The following is a 17207-nucleotide window of genomic DNA, read 5'->3' on the forward strand; positions in this document are numbered from 1 at the left end:
GTCAACGCCCCTTCTCGAATCTTCGAGGGACCTCTCAACCCCCGGTCAATACCGGGGGTTTTTTATGGTCTTGGCTGGATGTCCAGGCCGGTGGGAGAACCCTTGAAGGGCTTACGAACCCTGCCATCGGTGGGATCGAGCCGCTCCCCCAACCAGGCCACGGGCAGCACCAGCAGAAGGGGCAAGGCGCAGATGGCCAGCTGCTCCAGGTTGAGCGGGGCGGTGCCGAAGAAGCGATGCATCACCGCGGTCTGGCTGAAGATCCATTGCACCGCCACCGTGCCAGCGATGCCGAGCAGCACCGCCGGTGCCTGGGTGAAGGCACGCCAGCCCAGTCGTGGCAGGGCCAGCAGAGCGGTGCGCAGCTGGCTGATGGTCACCAGATAGACCAGATGGGCCAACACCAGACCCTGGATGGCCATGGTGCGGGCCAAGGCCAGGTCGCCGTAGCGCTGCGTGCTCCAGAGGAACAGCCCGAAGATCACCCCCCAGTTGAACAACGACACCACCAGCACCCGGCGGATCAGGCCGCCGGTGAGCAGGGGCTGCTGCGGTGGCCGGGGCGGCTGTTGCATCAACCAGGGGACGATCGGCTCGAAGGCCAGGGCGAGCGACATCGTCAGCGAGCAGATCATGTTGAGCCAGAGCACCTGCACAGCCGTCACCGGCAGGGCGGTGCCAAGCACAGCCCCCAGCAGGATCGTCATCGAGGCGCCGCCATTCACCGGCAGTACGAAGGCCAGGGTCTTGCGCAGGTTGAGGTAGACCGAGCGGCCCTCTTCTACCGCCGCTTCGATCGTGGCGAAGTTGTCGTCGGTGAGCAGCACGTCGGCGGCCTGGCGTGCCACCTCGGTGCCGCCGGCGCCCATGGCGATGCCGATGTCGGCCTGCTTGAGGGCGGGCGCGTCGTTGACGCCGTCGCCGGTCATGGCCACGACCTCGCCATTGGCCTGGAGGGCCTGCACCAACTGCAACTTCTGGGCCGGCGCCACCCGGGCAAACACGTCCACCCGGTCGACGCACTCGGCGATGCCATCCGCATCCAGTTCGGCCAGCTGGCGGCCATCGATCGCCGCCAGTGGCTCAGCCACGCCGGCCGGAGCGCGCCCGATGCCCATCTCGCGGGCGATGGCCCGGGCGGTTTCCAGGTGATCGCCGGTGATCATCTTCACTGCGATGCCTGCCGCCTGGCAGGCCGCCACGGCCCGGATCGCCTCGGGGCGTGGTGGATCCAGCATCCCCTGCAGACCGAGGAAATCCAGATCCTCTGCCACATGCTGGTGCTGCAGCTGGTGCTGGGAGGCCTCGGCCTGGCCAATGGCAAAGGCCAGCACCCGTTCTCCGCTGGCCGCCATCGCCCCGACGGCCGCTTCGATGGCCTCTCGGTCGAGGGGTTCGGGGTGGCCCAGGGAATCCAGCTGCCGGCTGCAGCGATCCAGGACGGCCTCCACCGAGCCTTTGACCAGGATGCGATCGCTGCCGTGCAGCGTGGCCATGAACTGATGTTCCGAAGCAAAGGGAATGGCATCGCGGCGGGGATGGCGATCCAGAGCGTCCTGGCGGTCGATTCCGGCCGCGTCAGCGGCCACCAGCAGGGCCGTTTCGGTGGGATCCCCCACCAGCCCCTCACGGTTGCTGGGTCGGGCGTCGTTGCAGAGCAGGCCCGCCAGCAGGGTTTCCTGCAGGGCCACATTCGTGGGGCCGGCCAGGCCCTGGCCCGGCCAGAGATCCTCGATCGCCACCGATTGGCCGCCCCCGTAGAGGTGCTGCACCGTCATCCGGTTCTGGGTGAGGGTGCCGGTCTTGTCGGAGCAGATGACGGTGGTGCTGCCCAGGGTTTCCACGGCCGGCAGCTTGCGGATGATGGCCCTCCGCCTGGCCATGCGATTCACGCCGATGGCCAGGGTGATCGTCACGATCGCCGGCAACTCTTCCGGGATCGCGCCCACCGCCAGGGCCACGGCCCCATCGAACATCTCATCGACGCCGCGCCCCCGCGCCAGCCCCACCAGAAACGTGAGCCCGGCCATGACCAGGATCACCTGCAGCAAGCTGCGACTGAAGCGGCCGAACTTGCGGGTGAGCGGGGTGGTGAGATCCACCTGGTCCTGCAGGGAGCTGGAGATGCTGCCCACCTCGGTGTCATCCCCGGTGGCCACCACCAGCCCCAGTCCCTGACCCTTCGTCACGAAGCTGCCCGCATAGGCCATGCCGATCCGCTCCGCCAGGGGGGCGGACGCCTCGACGGCGGTGGTGCCCTTGTGCACCGGCATCGATTCCCCGGTGAGGGCCGATTCATCGGTCTGCAGGTGGCGGGCTTCCAGCAACCGCAGGTCGGCCGGCACCCGCGCCCCAGCCTCCAGCTGCACCAGATCACCTGGCACCAATTGCTCCGAGGCCAGGCGCTGGCGCGCGCCAGCGCGCACCACCTCCACCTCGGTGCGCACCGACCGCGCCAGGGCGGCGATGGCGTTTTCGGCCTTGCTCTCCTGCACGAAGCCGATCACGGCATTGATCACCGTGACGCTCCAGATCACCAGAGCATCGCGGGGGTGACCCAGCAGTGCCTTCACCGCCCCCACCACCAGCAGGGTGATCAACAGGGGGTTGTTGAACTGCAGGACAAACTTCAGCCAGCCGGGCTTGCCGCCACGGATCGTGAGCGTATTGGTGCCATGGCCATGGAGCCGCCGACTGGCTTCCGCCTCGCTCAGGCCGCTCGTGGCATCGCTCTGCAGGGCCTCCACCACATCGGCCCCTGGCCGGGCATGGGCTGGAGCGGGCACAGGCGGCATGGGGGGCGGTCAGGTTCTAGCCCCAAGCCATAGCGCACGTCCTGGCGCCTGAGGGCCGGTGCAGCAGCGATGCCCCGTGCAGCGGTGTCAGACCTGCAATGCAAAGGGATGGGGTTGGCTGGAGCGCCTGTGCGCCTGTTCAAGAGGGCTGATTCCTGCAGGGAAATCGCCGACGGCTCCTCGGCATCCACTCAGTTCCCAGGCCCCGCGAATCAACGCGTCTGAGCGCGCCATTGAGCTGACGATCGAAGACCTGACACTGTTTCGCTCGGATCACTGAAGGACGCCATAGGTCTTGCCATCGTGCCCAACGGAATGAGCTTCAAACGGACCCTGGAGCCACGAAAACCAACGTCGTCCCGAATACCTGGTCACGTAACGGGGCGGCGATTGGCCCCATCTCTTCAACACGAATTTGTCAGAGCTTAACCTGGCATGAGGCCGCTGCTGTCAGGTTTAAGCTGAATGCAGCTGATTTCAATGGCCCTCACTTTTTCCGCACTGGATCCCTTCATCCAGGCGACAGATGGAGTGATTTCTCTGGGGAGTCTTGGGGCCAACGCTGAAATCTCTGCCTACAACCCAGCCAGCGGCTATCTGTATACGGTTGGTGGCGGATCCGGGGCCATTGTCGTATCCGATCTCCGTGATCCCGCCAACCCCCAGACCGTGGCCCGGGCCACCTCCACCGGCAATGGTGAAACCCTGCAGAGCGCGGCGGTGTTCGGCGATCTGCTGGCCATTGCAGTGCAGAACGCCGTCAAGACGGATCCGGGTTTCGTGCAGTTTTACGATCTCAGCAATCCGGCCCTGCCTGTTCATCTCAGCACCGTGACCGTGGGCGCCCTGCCCGACATGGTCAAGTTCAGCAGCGACGGCACCAAGCTGCTGGTGACCAACGAAGGCGAGCCGAATTCCCTCTACACCATTGATCCGGTCGGTTCGATCTCGCTGATCAATACCAGCGGCTACCTGGCGGCCACGCCTCTGGCTCCCACGGCCGCCGATCTGCAGAGCGTGGGCTTTGAGGCCTGGGAAAACCGCCGCGAGGAATTGATCAACCGCGGTGTGCGCATCGGCACCCGTCTGGGCGTCACCACCAGTGTGGCCCAGGACATCGAGCCGGAGGCGATTGCCATCAGCGCCGATGGCAACACCGCCTGGATTTCCCTGCAGGAGAACAACGCCATCGCCGTGGTTGATCTGAGCGGTTCCGCGCCGGTGATTACCACCATCTTCTCCGCCGGTATCAAGGATTGGTCCCGCGGCGTTGCCAGCGCCGAGAATTTCAGTTACGAGCTGGAGTATGCCGCCGGAGCCAGCAACCAACCCGAGGGTGTGCTGGCCGGTGGCCTTTCCGGCCTGTTCTTCGCTGGCAAGGAAGCAGTCAACGGCACGGAGCTGGATGTCTATTTCTCCATCACCGATCGCGGTCCCAACGGCGATCTGATCGCTGGTCAGCGTCAGTTTCTCGATCCCGACTTCCAGCCCACCATCTACAAGCTGGGCATGAATCGTGCCACTGGCGCCGTCACCGAGCTGGGCCGCCTTGGCCTCAACCGCCCCGATGGCACCCCCCTCACCGGCCTGCCCCAGCTGGCGATCAAGGATGACGTGCCCATCGATGCCGCCAATGCCCCACTGGCCTACGACCCCTTCGGCATCGATTCGGAAACCGTCTCGCGGTTCAGTCTCAGCATCGGCGGCAGCACGCGTGAGGTGTTCGCGGTCGGCGATGAGTACCGCGGCCAGATCGCGATCTTTGATGCCCTCAGCGGCAACCTGATCCAGCGCTACATCCCCGCAGGCCAGAAGGCCCAGCTTGCCGCCCAGCACAACGTGGGCGGCGCCAGCCCGATCGGTGCTGAAACGATCGACAGCCTGCCGGCCATCTACGGCAACCGCTGGAGCAACCGTGGCATCGAAGGCATGGCCTTCAACCCCACCGACGGCCTGCTCTATGCCTTCATGCAGAGCCCCCTGGATGTGGATGCCAACGGGGACGGCGTCACCGAAGGCCGCAGCCGCTCCGAGCTCACCCGCATCCTGGCGATCGATCCGGCCACCGGTAACCCGGTGAAGGAACACCTCTACCTCCTCAGCGGCCGCACCGGGCAGGACAAGATCGGCGATGTCGCCTTCGACGCTGCCCGCGGCGTGTTCGTGGTGATGGAGCGCGACAGCAGCCGCAGCCTCACCGGCTTCAAGCATGTCTACGAGGTGGATCTGCGCGGTGCCACCGACACCCTGCCGCTCACCAGCGCCGCCGACCAGGCCACGGACGGCTGGCTGGGGGCGATCGGCGTGGTCAGCCCCGAGCTGCTCGACAATCGCCGCACCCTCGTCGATCACGACAGCAACGCCGCCACGGCCCCGATCTTCAGCACCTCCAGTGCCGACGTGCTGGCTGCCGCGGGCATCCGCCTGGCCCACAAGATCGAGCTGTTCAACCTGCCCTCCATCGGCGGCAGCCTGGCCTTCGACAAACCGGAAGGCCTCACCATCCGCGATGACGGCGCGCTGGTGATCAACTACGACAACGATTTCGGCACCGAAGGCGCCAGCGGCAACACGTTCACCGTGGTGAGCTTCGACGGCGCCGGCTTCGACAGTTCCGACCGGGATGTGGACGGCAGCAGCGGTGGCGGTAACCAATACCGCCCCGTGAGCGGATTGCCGCTCTACAGCCTCACGATGCCGGACGGCATTGCCACCTTCACCGATCCCCAGGGGCGCAGTTTCCTGCTGGCCGTCGGTGAGGGGGATTCGCGCGAATACGAGCCGGATCAGGGCAACATCTTCTTCGACCTCACCCGTGCCAGTGATGGCGCGCTGGTCAATGGCACCCCCTTCCGGGACCATCCCGGTGTGGATGCGCTGAATGACGCCTTCGCCGCCGCCACCGGCGTCAGCCGCACCCGCCTCAACCTGCTCAACGACTACGGCGACATCAACGGCGACGGCCTGATCGACAAGCCGTTCAGCATCGGCTCCCGTTCCCTGCGCATCTACGACGTGCAGGGCAACGTGGTGTTCGATTCCAGCGACGCCCTGGAGGAGTTGGCCGACAGCCTCGGCTTGATGGCCAGCAACCGCGACGACGACAAGGGCACCGAGCCCGAGATGGTGGAGATCGCCACCGTGGCCGGCCGCACTTACGCCTTCGTGGCCCTGGAGCGCACCACCACGAGCGTGGCCGCCGTGTTCGATGTGACCGATCCCTACAACGTGGCGGCGGTGGACCCGGTGGTGTTTCCCGGCGCCGAGCGGATCGAGGGCATCACCTTCCTGCGCAGCGCCGCCGGGGAGCCGGCCGGCCTGATCGCCAGCAGCGAAGGCAATGATGTGGTGAGCATCACCGCGGCTGCGCCCCTGCCAGCCGGCAGTGCTTTCAAGCTGCAGCTGTTCCACCTGGCCGACCAGGAGGGGGCCATCTCGGCCCTGGACAATGCGCCCCGCCTCTCCGGTGTGCTCAACGCCCTGCGGGCCCAGGACATCGACCTTGATGGCATCCCCGGCTTCGTCAACACCCTCACCCTCTCCAGCGGCGACGCCTGGATCCCCGGTCTGTTCTACGGAGCCTCCGCCCAGGCCTACGGCGCCGTGGGTCGCGGTGATGTGCTGATCCAGAACGCCCTGGGGGTGCAGGCGATCGCCTTCGGCAACCACGAGTTCGACCAGGGCACCGCCGTGGTGCGGGACCTGGTCGGGCCCAATGCGGCCGCCGGTTACCCCGGCACGGCCTTCCCCTACCTGAGCGGCAACCTCGACTTCAGCACCGACGCCAACCTGGCCTCCCTGGTGGTGCCCGCAGGCCAGGCACCCCAGCCCAACAGCATCACCAGCAGCGTCGTCTTCGATGTCAACGGCGAGTCGGTGGGTGTGGTCGGGGCCACCACCCCTTGGTTGCGCACCATCTCCAGCCCGGGCGGCGTGGGTGTGGCCCCGGCCCCCTTCAGCGGTGTCCCCACGGATGCCGAGCTGGACGCCCTCGCCGCCGAGATCCAGGCTGATGTGGACGCCCTGATCGCCGCCAATCCCGGCCTCAACAAGGTGATCCTGCTGGCCCACATGCAGCAGATCAGCATCGAGCAGGCCCTGGCCGAGCGCCTGCGCCACGTGGACATCATCGTGGCCGGTGGCTCCAACACCCGTCTGTTCGACAGCGATGACGTGGCCCGCCCCGGCGACAGCGTCCAGGGCCCCTATCCGATCGTCAAGACCGACGCCGATGGCAAGCCGGTGGCCGTGGTGAACACCGATGGCACCTACAAGTATCTCGGCCGCCTGGTGCTCGATTTCGATGGCCAGGGCGTGATCATTCCCGAGAGCTACGACCCCACCATCAGCGGGGCCTTCCGCACCGATGCCGACGCCGTGGCGGCCCTCAACGCCGAGGCCTTCATCGATGCCCGGGTGCAGGAGGTGGTCGACAACCTGCGGGCAGTGATCGTCTCCCAGGAGTCGGAATGGTTCGGCGTCAGTGAGGTGTTCCTCAATGGCAACCGCAACCCCGGTGTGCGCAGCGAGGAGACCAACTTCGGCAACCTCACCGCCGACGCCAACCTCGCCTATGCCCGCCAGATCGATTCCACCGTTCTGGTCTCGCTCAAGAACGGTGGCGGTATCCGCAACTCCATCGGTCAGTCGGTGATCCCCACCGGCTCGGTCGACGGCGTTCCCGATCTGCTGCCCACCGCAGCGGTGTTCGATGCCCAGGGCAATGTGGTCAAGCCGGAGGGCGGCATCTCCCGCAACGACATCGCCAACGCCCTGAGCTTCAACAACGGCCTGTCCCTGGTCAGCGTCACCCCCGGCGAACTCAAGGCCCTGATCGAGCACGGCATCGCCGCCGGCGTCAACCAGGGCCGTTTCCCCCAGGTGGGAGGCTTGGCCTTCAGCTATGACCTCAGCAGGCCGGCCGGCTCCCGGGTGGTGAACCTGGCGATCCAGGACGACGCCGGCAACGACCTTGACGTCGTGGTGCGCAATGGCTCCGTGGTGGGGGATCCGACCCGCAGCATTCGCATGGTGACGCTGGACTTCCTGGCCAGCGGCGGCGATGGCTACCCCTTCGCCAGCCTCACCAACCCCAACCGGGTGAACATCACCGAGGCCGGCGCCCCCCGCACCGGCGTCGCCACCTTCGCCGCCAACGGCTCCGAGCAGGATGCCCTGGCCGAATTCCTGGCGGCCAACCACTCGCCGGCCAACCCGTTCACGGCGGCCGACACCCCGGCGGCCCTCGACAGGCGGCTGCAGAACCTGTCGGTGCGCGGTGATTCGGTGATCGACCCGGTGATCACCCTCACGGGCGGGGCGGTGCTGGAGAACCTGCCGGCGGACACCCTGGTGGGTGAGCTTTCCGCCATCGACCCGGACGGGAGCGACACCTTCAGCTTCTCCTTCGCGCCCAACGGCAACCCTGGCGACCTCTTCCGCCTCGACGGGGATCGTCTGCTGACGACCGCCCCGCTCGACTTCGAGGCGGCCGCGACCCTCGGCCTCACCCTGCGGGTCACCGATGGCGACGGCACCCGTTACGACAGGCCCTTCACCATCACGGTGACCGACCTGGCCGAGGGGGCCGCCGTGCAGGCGGCGGAGATCAACGCCCCCGGTTTCTCGATCACGAACGGTGTGGGCGGCAACCCCCAGGGATCGGTCCCCAGCGGCCGGCCCCTCGCCACCGGCTCGCTGGGCAGCGTCCAGACCGCCCCGATCACCCTTCCGGGGGAAAGCGAGCCCCGGGCACGGATCGAGAACACCAGCTACTGGAATTCCCTCAAGAACCTCACCCTCGGCGCCGACTACTGGAACCCGTCCCTGGGCAGCGACCTGCTGGTGGCCAACTTCGTGGATGTGCGCTGGGATCTGTCCACGGCGCCATCCCTGGATTTCGACCTGCAGGTGGTGGGTGCCAAGCGGGGTGCCATCGATTTCGGCGGCGGCGATGACACCCTCACCTGGCTGTTCCACAGCGATGGGGCCGCCCGCAGCAACACGGCCACGGTGTCGGGCGGGGAGGGCAACGATGTGCTCCGCTTCGCGGCGGTGGGCAGTTCCGATCTCGATGACGTGCTGCTGGCTGACAATGGCCGGCCCGCGGGCAACGGCTCCCAGTGGAACGCCACCTACGACGGCCGGTTCAGCACGGCCTTCGCCAACGGCGGTGAGGGCGATGACCGCATCGAGACGGAAGGGAACGTGCGGCTGCAGGCCGATGGCGGCGAGGGGGACGACATCCTGATCGGGGCGCGCCGCAACGACCGCCTGATCGGTGGCCTGGGCGAGGACACCCTGATTGGCGGCGGCGACGACGGCAGCTTCCGCTACACCGGCCGCGGATCCGGCCGTCGGGTGGTGGTGAGCGGCGGCGACCTGATCGACCTGCAGGCCCCCGGCGGTGGCGGTGACGGAGCGGCTGACACGGTCATCTACGACCTGGCGGACGGCGGAGTGGACCGGGTCAGGGGCTTCGAGGCAGGCCTGGACCGGCTGCAGGTGATCGGTGGGCTGGGAACGGCCCAGGTGACGGAGTTCGGCAACGGCACCTTCGTGAGCTTCTCGGGCCGCCCGCTGCAGGGCGTGCTGCTGGAGGGGGTCAGGGGGCTGAGTGTGGGCGGAGCCGGCGACGACATCCAGTTGCTGGCCTGAGGGTCGAGGGTTGCCACCGGTGGCTATCCGCCTTGAAGTGCTGACAACCCGCACACCGCAATCCCTTCCATCGGGCCCCTCATGGCCATCGGGATTTCGATGACCACGTGATTGGCTTCAACGTCAGTCAGATCGTCTGAATCGATCGCCTCTGAGCGGTAAAGGCTGGGCTGGCTGGCATTTTTTGCCTGCTACGCTCGGTTGGTCGTGGGGTACAAATGCAAACAACGTTCCAACAGCTTCCCGGCTTGTTGAGAAAGAGCTGTTTGCCGCTGCTCCTGATCATTGCCATCGTTGTCTCGTTTGTCGGCATCCTGAGTCAGAGCGGTCAGGTGTCCGAATGGCCCATGGACCAATCGTTTGTGACGCGGGCTGATCTTCGTCTGTATCGATTGCCGACGGGCTGGGTCTTTCAATATCCCCGCTTCAACTGGTCTGGCGGCGTATCGGCCAGCCTGCTGATCGGTCTCTATAAGTTGGTGGTCTCTCCGGCCCCGGAGACGCTCAATTGGCACGCCAAGTGCATCACCACCCTGCTGTTTCTGGGATCTGCGTATTCTCTTTGCCTGCTGTTGATCCGCCATTGGATCTTCCAGGCGCTGGCCTTCTCCGTCATTGCCAGTTCCGCCCTTCAGTTTGCTGAACCCTCCAGTGACATCATCGCGGCGGCGTTCTTCGCCCTGTTCATGCTGTCCGTGCGGCAGGGATGGCCGCGGCTGATCTCCTCTGGCCTGCTGATCCTTTTCGGCGTGTCCAAGATCCAGTTGCTCGTCTGCTCCCTGGGGGTGGGTGCTGTCTGGTACTGGTGGGATGTGCGGGAGAACCGGATGCGCTGGCAGATCCCAGTGGGGATGGCCTTCTGGCTGATGTTGCTGATGGCTCCCGGCTTGAAGCTCTATGGCATTGACATGGTCAGGACGGTCAAGGGACTGCGCACCTTTGCCTCGTCCTATGTGTTCATGTTCAGCCCCCATCAGTTCGCTCCCAGCTCAGAAACGCTCGCGGGCAGTATCACCAGTTGGCAGGATGTGATGCGATCGGTGTTCCCGGGTGCCCGCACCGTGAGCGACGTGATCCTTCGGTATCCGAAGAAGTACCTTGACTACCTGCTGGTGGCAGGTGCCTACGGAGTGTTTTCTGTGTTGCAGACGATGGGATTGATGCTGATTCCCTTTTTTCGCGCCTTGCGCCTCCGGGCCTTCCCTGCCGTCACCCAACTCAGCCTCCGGTTTCTCGGTGCGGCGGCCTTCTTTTCCCTGGTGCCGCCGCTGCTGCTCAGATTCATCAGTCCCCGCTATCTCGCCGTGGTCTTCCTTCCGCTGGTGGTGCTGTCCGCCGCTGCCGCCGGATCCTCTCAGGCGCCACGCTCCCTGAAGATCACGTTCCTGGTCTGTTCCCTGCTCACCCTTGTGCTGAACCTTGCCCTGTTCAGCGAGCGCCTGATTCGATCACCGCTGATGCCCTTCGGTTGAGGGATCGGCATCGGGCGGCAGCGGCGATCGGGGGCGAGAGCAGGAGCATGAAAAAACCCTGCCGAGGCAGGGTTGGAAGGAAAGGCTTGGCAGACCATCCCTGGCATCCGCTCCCAGGGATGGCTGACCGTCGCTGAACTCAGCCGGCGCTCCAGACACCACCGGCGATGTTGGCCAGCGGAGACTGGATGGCGGTGCTGCAGAGGAACCAGGCGAAGGCGGCGCCGCCGCAGCCACCCAGCCAGAAACCGCTGGCGAATTCCGCCCAGCCGGCTTTGGTGAACAGGTCGGCCGGGGGGTTGTCGATGGTGGCGTCGGGGGGCTGGACGTTGGGGCCGCTGCCGGCGGTGCCGTAGATCGACAGGCAGATGGTGAGAATCGACACCAGGCCGATGGTGGCCAGCAGGCCGGCGGTGCTGGCGAACTCGGTGGCGCGCAGGGGACCGGTGTAGGCGAAGGGGCCGTAGAGCAGGTAGCCGTGGGCCATGCCCACCTCGAGACCGCGACGGTTGGGCGAGAGGGACGGGCGGTAGGCCGGCAGGGCGTTCAGGAAGGCCTTGGTGAAATAGCTGCTGTTGACGGGGGTGGCCAGATTGCCGACGGTCGGGTCGGCCACGGGGGTCACGGTCATGGGAAGCGGATCGGGGGGGCGGCGGATCGGGGGTCGTCGATGGGGCGGCGAATGACGCTGGGGCCTGGGCCCGTCGTCAGTCGGTCGCCTCGATCACGTTGAACAGCAGGGCCATGGCCACCGCCGCGCCGAGGATTCCCACCAGGGGAACCATCACGGACGGCATCCAGGCAACGGCAAATTCACCAGTCATGGCTTGGGCCAATAGGAACCGCCGGTACTGTAAGGACCATGCCCTGTCCGGCTTCTCGGGGACCCGGGGGGCGACATAAAAGTTCAGCCAGGCTCGCCCCGCACGATGGCGCGCACCCGGTAGATCGGCCGGCCCTGGCTTTCGTGATACGTGCGCATCTGCAGTTCCGCCAGGAGCCCGAAGCTGAACAGCTGCACGCCGCTGAGAATCGCCAGCACCGCCATCAGCAGCAGGGGGCGGTTGCCGATGTCGGCCCCCACCAGCAGTTTCTCGCCCACCAGCCAGGCGGCGATGGCCAGCCCCACCAACAGGGCCAGGAGGCCGGCGAAGCCGAACACATGCATCGGCCGGGTCAGGAACCGCTTCATGAACCAGACCGTCAGCAGGTCCATCAGCACCCGGAAGGTGCGGTCGATGCCGTAGTTGCTGCGGCCGTAGCGGCGCGCCTGGTGGGACACCCTCACCTCACCGATCCGGGCGCCTTCGATGAAGGCCAGGGCCGGCAGGAAGCGGTGCAGTTCCCCGTAGAGGTTCATGTCGCTGACCACCTCCCGCCGGTAGGCCTTCAGGGAGCAGCCGTAGTCGTGCAGCCGCACCCCGGTGACCCGGGCGATCAGGCGGTTCGCCAGCAGGGAGGGCAGCAGCCGGTCGAGGGCCCCGTCCTGGCGCTGCTGCCGCCAGCCGCTCACCAGGTCCAGGTCGTCCTGCTCCAGCCGGGCCAGCAGCATCGGAATGTCGGCGGGATCGTTCTGGAGGTCCCCGTCCAGGGTGACGATCACCCCGCCGCTGCTGGCGTCGAAGCCGGCGGCCATGGCGGCCGTCTGCCCGTAGTTGCGCCGCAGCAGCACGGCCACCAGCTCGGGCACCCGAGCGGCCAGATCCCGCAGCACCGCCGCGGTGCCGTCCTTCGAGCCGTCATCCACCAGGACCAGCTCGAAGCTGCGCCCCAGCGGCCGCAGGGCCGCCAGGAGTTTCTCCACCAGATGGGGAAGGCTCTCCTCCTCGTTGTAGAGGGGGACGACCACGGAGAGTTCGGGGAAGCGTTCGGCCGCGGGGTGGTCGGAACTGTGGGCCAGGGCTGCCCGCGCCATGACCGTTCCCCGAAACTCGTGGCCTGAACTTACCTCAGGGGGGCAGGGGGCTGCCGTCGTGGCTGTGCATCACCCGCCCCGCGCCCCGCAGCTCGGCCCGGTAGTGGCAGGCCACCGGATCCCGGTTGCGGGGGTTCAGGTCGTCGACGCCGATGCCGTCACGGCCGTGCTGGCGCCCCGAGCTGTGCAGGTAGCGGCCGCCGCCGAGGTGCAGGGCCACGTGGGTGCAGCGCCGCAGGGTGCCGAAGAACAGCAGGTCCCCCGGCAGCAGCAGGCTGGTGACACCGCTGGCCACGGCCACCGGGCGGCAGAAGCGCTCCTGCAGGTAGGCATCGCGGGGCAGCCAGATGCCGGCCTGGGCGAAGGCGGTCTGCACCAGCCCCGAGCAGTCGAAGTCGGGCCCCAGGGTGCCCCCCCAGAGGTAGCGGTTGGGGCGGTGCCGTGCGGCCTCGGCGAAGGCCAGTACCGCTTCCAGGCGGGAGGCGATCCGGTCGCGTTCGAGGCGGGGCAGCGGCGGTGGCGAGGGTACGGGCTGCCCGTGGCGCTCGAGGGCCACCGCGTCCACCCAGCAGGGGTAGCCGTCCTCGTGCAGGCGGACCCGCAGGCGGGTCTCGGCGCCGGCGGCGGCGGGGGCCGCCCCCAGCACCCTCAGGCTCCGGCCCGCGTGAATTTCGGTGGCCAGCCCCGGCCCCTGCGGGCGGCTGTAGGCCGGCAGCGGCTGGGTCAGGGTCCAGATACGGCCCGGCGCCGGCAGGGTGCCTAAGGTCGCCATCGCAAGGTGCCGCCGCTGATGGCGTTCTACAGCCCGGATCCGGCCATGGGCGAGGCCCTCCGCCAGCTGATCGGCCGACTGGAGGCGGAGGGACGCCCGGGGCTGGGGGAGCAGCTCTCCGTCACCTGGCTCCGCTACGGCGACTCCCTGGTGGGGGCGGCCGAGGGGCTGGGCCAGGAGGAGTTCTGGGGCCGGACGGTGGCCGGCGCCTCCTGGGCGGGCCCGACGCCCCGCTATCCCGCCAGCGTCGTGAAGCTGGTCTACCTGGTGGCGGCCGAAGCCTGGCTGCAGCGCCAGCTGATCGAAGACGGGCCGGAGCTGCGCCGCGCCCTGGCCGACATGGTGCGCGATTCGGGCAACGATGCCACCAGCCTGGTGGTGGATCTGCTCAGCGGCACCACCAGCGGTCCGTCCCTGCCGCCGGATCGCCATGCCGCCTGGTGCCGCCAGCGCCAGCTGGTCAACGGCTGGCTGGCCCGCCTCGGCTGGAGCGAGGTGGCGGGGGTGAACGCCTGCCAGAAGACCTGGGCGGAGGGCCCCTACGGCCGCGAACGGGACTTCTACGGCGCCCAGCTGGAGAACCGCAACCGCCTCAGCACCGATGTCACGGCCCGCCTGCTGCACGCCGTGATGGCCGGTGCGGCGGTCTCTCCGCCGGCCTGCCGGCGAATGACGGCGCTGCTGCGCCGCTCCCTCGATCCCCTGGCCCGGGCCGCCGATCCCGAGAACCAGGTGGATGGTTTCCTCGGGGCCGGCCTGCCCGAGGGGGCCCGGCTGTGGAGCAAGGCCGGCTGGATGAGCCAGGCGCGCCATGACGCCGCCTATGTGGAGGTGGACGGGAGGGCGCCGATGCTGCTGGTGGTGTTCAGCGAGGGGCGGGTCCGGGCCACCGACGAGACCCTGCTGCCGGCCATCGCCGCCGCCCTGCTGGACGCCTGACCCTGCCCCGCTGACTGCTCCGCCCAGTGAGTTCCCCGCCCCTCGATGTGGTTCCCCTCGCTCTGGGGGCGGCGGTGAGCCCGATGCTGCTGGTGGGGCAGATGCGCACCCTCACCGCTCCGGGATCGGGCGTGCGCCAGAGCTGGGCCTACGTCGCCGGCAATGCCGTCGTGGTGGCGGGCTGGGCGCTGGTGGGGCTGGGCTCGGGGGGATCCCTGCCGGTCCGCGCCGCCGGCGCCGATCCGGTGTCCGCCGGCCTCCGGCTGGTCCTGGCCGCCGTGCTGCTCGCCATCGGCGCCCGGGCCCTGCAGCGTGAGGGCGGAACGGCGTCCCCGGCCCGGGGGGGCCACTCCCTGGCACGGTCCTTCGGGCTGGGGATCGCCCTGATGGCCGGCAACCTCACCTCGCTGGTGCTCTATCTGCCGGCGCTGCAGGACCTGGCCCGTTCCGGCCTGGCGGCGGGCCCCCTGGCCGCGCTGGTGGTGCTGGTGAGCCTGGTGACCCTGGCGCCGTCGCTGCTGCCGCCGCTGGTCCTGGTGCTCACGGGGGCCTGGGGGCGGTCCCGCCTCGAGCAGCTCTGCGGCTGGACGCTGGCCCACCAGGGCCGGATCAACGGTGGCTTGTGCGTTCTGTTCGCGGCCTATCTCGGCTGGAGCGGAGTCGCCAGGCTCTGAGCGGACCTGGCGACGGGGCCCCGCGAAGGGGCCGGGGGGCGGCCCATGGAAGGGCCTGGAACGGAGAGGGAGGGATTCGAACCCTCGACAGAAGTTGCCTCCTGTAACTCCTTAGCAGGGAGCCGCTTTCAACCACTCAGCCACCTCTCCAGTGGCCCAGCGAGCTTATCAGGGCTCGGACTCGGGCCCCGGCGGCAGGGGTGCCCCCGGATCCGGGGGCACGGCCAGGCGGGGCAGGCGGTGCTTGAAGCCGCAGAGGATCTCCCAGGGGATGGTGCCGCAGCGCTCGCTCCAGTCGAGGGGGCTGATCGTCTCCCCCTCCTGCTCGCCCAGCAAGGCGACCATGCTGCCCACTTCGATGCCCGGGGCGTCGGTGGCGTCGATCACGAGCTGGTCCATGGTGATGGCACCCACCTGGGGCAGGCGCCGGCCCTCGAAGAGGACGTCCATGCGGTTGGAGAGCTGGCGCGGCACCCCGTCGGCGTAGCCGATCGACACCACCGCCAGCCGGCTGGGCCGGCTGGTGCGGAAGCGGTGGCCGTAGCTGACGCCGACCCCCGCCCCCACCTGCCGCAGCAGGGTGACGCGGGCGTGGATCTGCAGGGCGGGCCGCAGGGGCACCACCCCGGCCAGGTGGGCCGCCGGCGGCTGGCCGTAAAGGGCCAGCCCCACCCGGACCAGGTCGTAGTGCTGGCGGTGCCCCCGCAGGGTGGCCGCCGAATTGGCGAGGTGACGGCAACCGGCCGCCAGGCCCTGTTCGGCCAGACTGGTGAGGACCGATTCGAAGCGCTGCTGCTGGAGCGCGTTGAGGCCGTCGTCCTCTCCGGGGGCGGCATCGGCGCAGGCCAGATGGGAGTAGACCCCCGCCAGCTCGATCGCCTCCATGCCCTGCAGGGCCGCCACCAGCCGCGGCCCTTCCTGCCAGTCGGCGCCCAGGCGGGCCATGCCGGTGTCCAGCTTCAGCTGCACGGTCATAGGGCGGCCGCTGCCGCTGGCCAGGTTCTGGCAGAGCAGGGCTTCCCGCATGCTGCTGAGGGTCGGCATCAGCTGCCAGCGCAGGCAGCTGCGCAGTTCCTCGGGCTGGGTGAGGTTGCCGAGCACCAGCACCGGAGCGGAGATGCCGGCGCGGCGCAGCTGCACCCCTTCGCCCAGGGTGGCGACCCCGAAGCAGCCCGCCCCCGCCTCCAGGGAGGCGCGGGCCACCGCAAGGGCACCGTGGCCGTAGGCGTCGGCCTTGACCACCGCCATCAGCTGGGTGGCCGGACCGATGTGGCGCCGCAGAGCCCGCACGTTGGCCTGGATGGCCGCGGTGTTCACCTCCACCCAGGCCCGCTGCCGCGACGGCTGGGTTTCCTCCGTTGCGCTGGCGGTGGCGAGCGAAGAGCTGGTCATGGGCGCCGCCGGTGGGAATGAACCATGGAATTCATGGGAATCCCGTTAGCATGCCGCGTATCCAGCGGACGGGAATGGGCCACGTACTCGTTCTGAATGCGTCCTACGAACCGCTGAACATCACCACCTGGCGGCGCGCCATGGTGATGCTGCTGAAGGGGAAGGCCGAGGGGCTTGAGCACGACCCCGAGCGGGCGATCCGTCCGGACCATTTCCTGCCCACGGTGATCCGGCTGCGCCAGTTCGTGCGGGTGCCCTACAAGCCCCTGCCCCTCACCCGCCGCAATGTCTTCCATCGCGACGGCCACGCCTGCCAGTACTGCGGCTACAGCGGTGAGCAGCTCTCCATCGACCACGTGGTGCCCCGCAGCCGGGGGGGCACCGACGTCTGGGAGAACGTCACCACCGCCTGCCTGCCCTGCAACGTGCGCAAGGGCAACCGCACCCCGCGGGAGGCGGCGATGCCCCTGGCCCGGGAGCCCCGCCGGCCCCTGGGCAGCCTGAGCTTCGAGGCCAACCGGCGCATCCGCTCCGGCCAGCACCAGGAGTGGGCCAAGTACGTCATCGGCGCCTGATCCGCCCCCCGTCGTC

At 68.3% G+C, this 17207-nt stretch carries 11 protein-coding genes and 1 tRNA gene; 5 read left to right on the forward strand and 7 right to left on the reverse strand.

Going from position 1 to position 17207, the window contains the following annotated elements; all coding sequences use genetic code 11:
• Positions 1 to 62 precede the first annotated feature (62 nt).
• Positions 63 to 2795, reverse strand: a complete 2733-nt coding sequence (locus VB738_RS10650) for an HAD-IC family P-type ATPase (protein ID WP_323305730.1) — start codon at positions 2793 to 2795, stop codon at positions 63 to 65.
• A 480-nt stretch (positions 2796 to 3275) separates the two neighbouring features.
• Between VB738_RS10650 and VB738_RS10655 the strand changes: the two genes are divergently transcribed.
• Together VB738_RS10655 and VB738_RS10660 are read left to right on the forward strand one after the other, a co-directional pair.
• Entirely contained in the window at positions 3276 to 9452 is a 6177-nt protein-coding gene (locus VB738_RS10655) for a choice-of-anchor I domain-containing protein (RefSeq protein ID WP_416233175.1), read from the forward strand.
• Between the two features lie 218 nt (positions 9453 to 9670).
• Positions 9671 to 10924, forward strand: coding sequence for a hypothetical protein (locus VB738_RS10660; protein WP_323305732.1), 1254 nt, complete (start codon positions 9671 to 9673; stop codon positions 10922 to 10924).
• Positions 10925 to 11063: 139 nt separating this feature from the next.
• On the opposite strand, the gene VB738_RS10665 is transcribed toward VB738_RS10660, so the two are convergent.
• From VB738_RS10665 to VB738_RS10680, 4 genes are all read right to left on the reverse strand, one after another.
• Positions 11064 to 11555: a photosystem I reaction center subunit XI gene (locus tag VB738_RS10665; RefSeq protein ID WP_159820436.1), complete on the reverse strand. Its 492-nt coding sequence runs from the start codon at positions 11553 to 11555 to the stop codon at positions 11064 to 11066.
• Positions 11556 to 11631: 76 nt separating this feature from the next.
• On the reverse strand, positions 11632 to 11721 hold the full coding sequence (gene psaI / locus VB738_RS10670) for a photosystem I reaction center subunit VIII (protein ID WP_254945554.1): 90 nt from the start codon (positions 11719 to 11721) through the stop codon (positions 11632 to 11634).
• 110 nt (positions 11722 to 11831) lie between these two features.
• Entirely contained in the window at positions 11832 to 12839 is a 1008-nt protein-coding gene (locus VB738_RS10675; RefSeq protein WP_323305733.1) for a glycosyltransferase family 2 protein, read from the reverse strand.
• A 34-nt stretch (positions 12840 to 12873) separates the two neighbouring features.
• Positions 12874 to 13611, reverse strand: coding sequence for a C40 family peptidase (locus VB738_RS10680; protein WP_323305734.1), 738 nt, complete (start codon positions 13609 to 13611; stop codon positions 12874 to 12876).
• Between the two features lie 18 nt (positions 13612 to 13629).
• On the opposite strand from VB738_RS10680, the gene VB738_RS10685 reads away from it, so the two are divergent.
• On the forward strand, positions 13630 to 14550 hold the full coding sequence (locus VB738_RS10685) for a serine hydrolase (RefSeq protein ID WP_323305735.1): 921 nt from the start codon (positions 13630 to 13632) through the stop codon (positions 14548 to 14550).
• Between the two features lie 26 nt (positions 14551 to 14576).
• A complete protein-coding gene (locus VB738_RS10690) occupies positions 14577 to 15224 on the forward strand; it encodes a GAP family protein (protein WP_323305736.1) in 648 nt (215 codons plus the stop codon).
• A 61-nt stretch (positions 15225 to 15285) separates the two neighbouring features.
• Here VB738_RS10690 and VB738_RS10695 read toward each other — a convergent pair.
• Both VB738_RS10695 and alr read right to left on the reverse strand, forming a co-directional pair.
• Positions 15286 to 15374: transfer RNA gene (locus tag VB738_RS10695), tRNA-Ser, on the reverse strand.
• Between the two features lie 18 nt (positions 15375 to 15392).
• Complete coding sequence (gene alr / locus VB738_RS10700; protein ID WP_323305737.1) at positions 15393 to 16616, reverse strand: alanine racemase; 1224 nt, start codon at positions 16614 to 16616, stop codon at positions 15393 to 15395.
• Positions 16617 to 16690: 74 nt separating this feature from the next.
• Here alr and VB738_RS10705 point away from each other — a divergent pair, with 74 nt between their 5' ends.
• Positions 16691 to 17191, forward strand: a complete 501-nt coding sequence (locus VB738_RS10705; RefSeq protein ID WP_323305738.1) for an HNH endonuclease — start codon at positions 16691 to 16693, stop codon at positions 17189 to 17191.
• Positions 17192 to 17207 lie beyond the last annotated feature (16 nt).

It is taken from the genome of Cyanobium gracile UHCC 0139, from assembly GCF_034931325.1.
In the GTDB taxonomy this organism is placed as follows: domain Bacteria; phylum Cyanobacteriota; class Cyanobacteriia; order PCC-6307; family Cyanobiaceae; genus Cyanobium; species Cyanobium gracile_B.

What these genes read in the sequence shown, in the direction of transcription:
- VB738_RS10650 (WP_323305730.1), bottom strand. Translation starts at nt 2,795, where the DNA reads ATGCCGCCTGTGCCCGCTCCAGCCCATGCCCGGCCAGGGGCCGATGTG.
- VB738_RS10655 (WP_416233175.1), top strand. Translation starts at nt 3,276, where the DNA reads ATGGCCCTCACTTTTTCCGCACTGGATCCCTTCATCCAGGCGACAGAT.
- VB738_RS10660 (WP_323305732.1), top strand. Translation starts at nt 9,671, where the DNA reads ATGCAAACAACGTTCCAACAGCTTCCCGGCTTGTTGAGAAAGAGCTGT.
- VB738_RS10665 (WP_159820436.1), bottom strand. Translation starts at nt 11,555, where the DNA reads ATGACCGTGACCCCCGTGGCCGACCCGACCGTCGGCAATCTGGCCACC.
- psaI (WP_254945554.1), bottom strand. Translation starts at nt 11,721, where the DNA reads ATGCCGTCCGTGATGGTTCCCCTGGTGGGAATCCTCGGCGCGGCGGTG.
- VB738_RS10675 (WP_323305733.1), bottom strand. Translation starts at nt 12,839, where the DNA reads ATGGCGCGGGCAGCCCTGGCCCACAGTTCCGACCACCCCGCGGCCGAA.
- VB738_RS10680 (WP_323305734.1), bottom strand. Translation starts at nt 13,611, where the DNA reads ATGGCGACCTTAGGCACCCTGCCGGCGCCGGGCCGTATCTGGACCCTG.
- VB738_RS10685 (WP_323305735.1), top strand. Translation starts at nt 13,630, where the DNA reads ATGGCGTTCTACAGCCCGGATCCGGCCATGGGCGAGGCCCTCCGCCAG.
- alr (WP_323305737.1), bottom strand. Translation starts at nt 16,616, where the DNA reads ATGACCAGCTCTTCGCTCGCCACCGCCAGCGCAACGGAGGAAACCCAG.
- VB738_RS10705 (WP_323305738.1), top strand. Translation starts at nt 16,691, where the DNA reads ATGGGCCACGTACTCGTTCTGAATGCGTCCTACGAACCGCTGAACATC.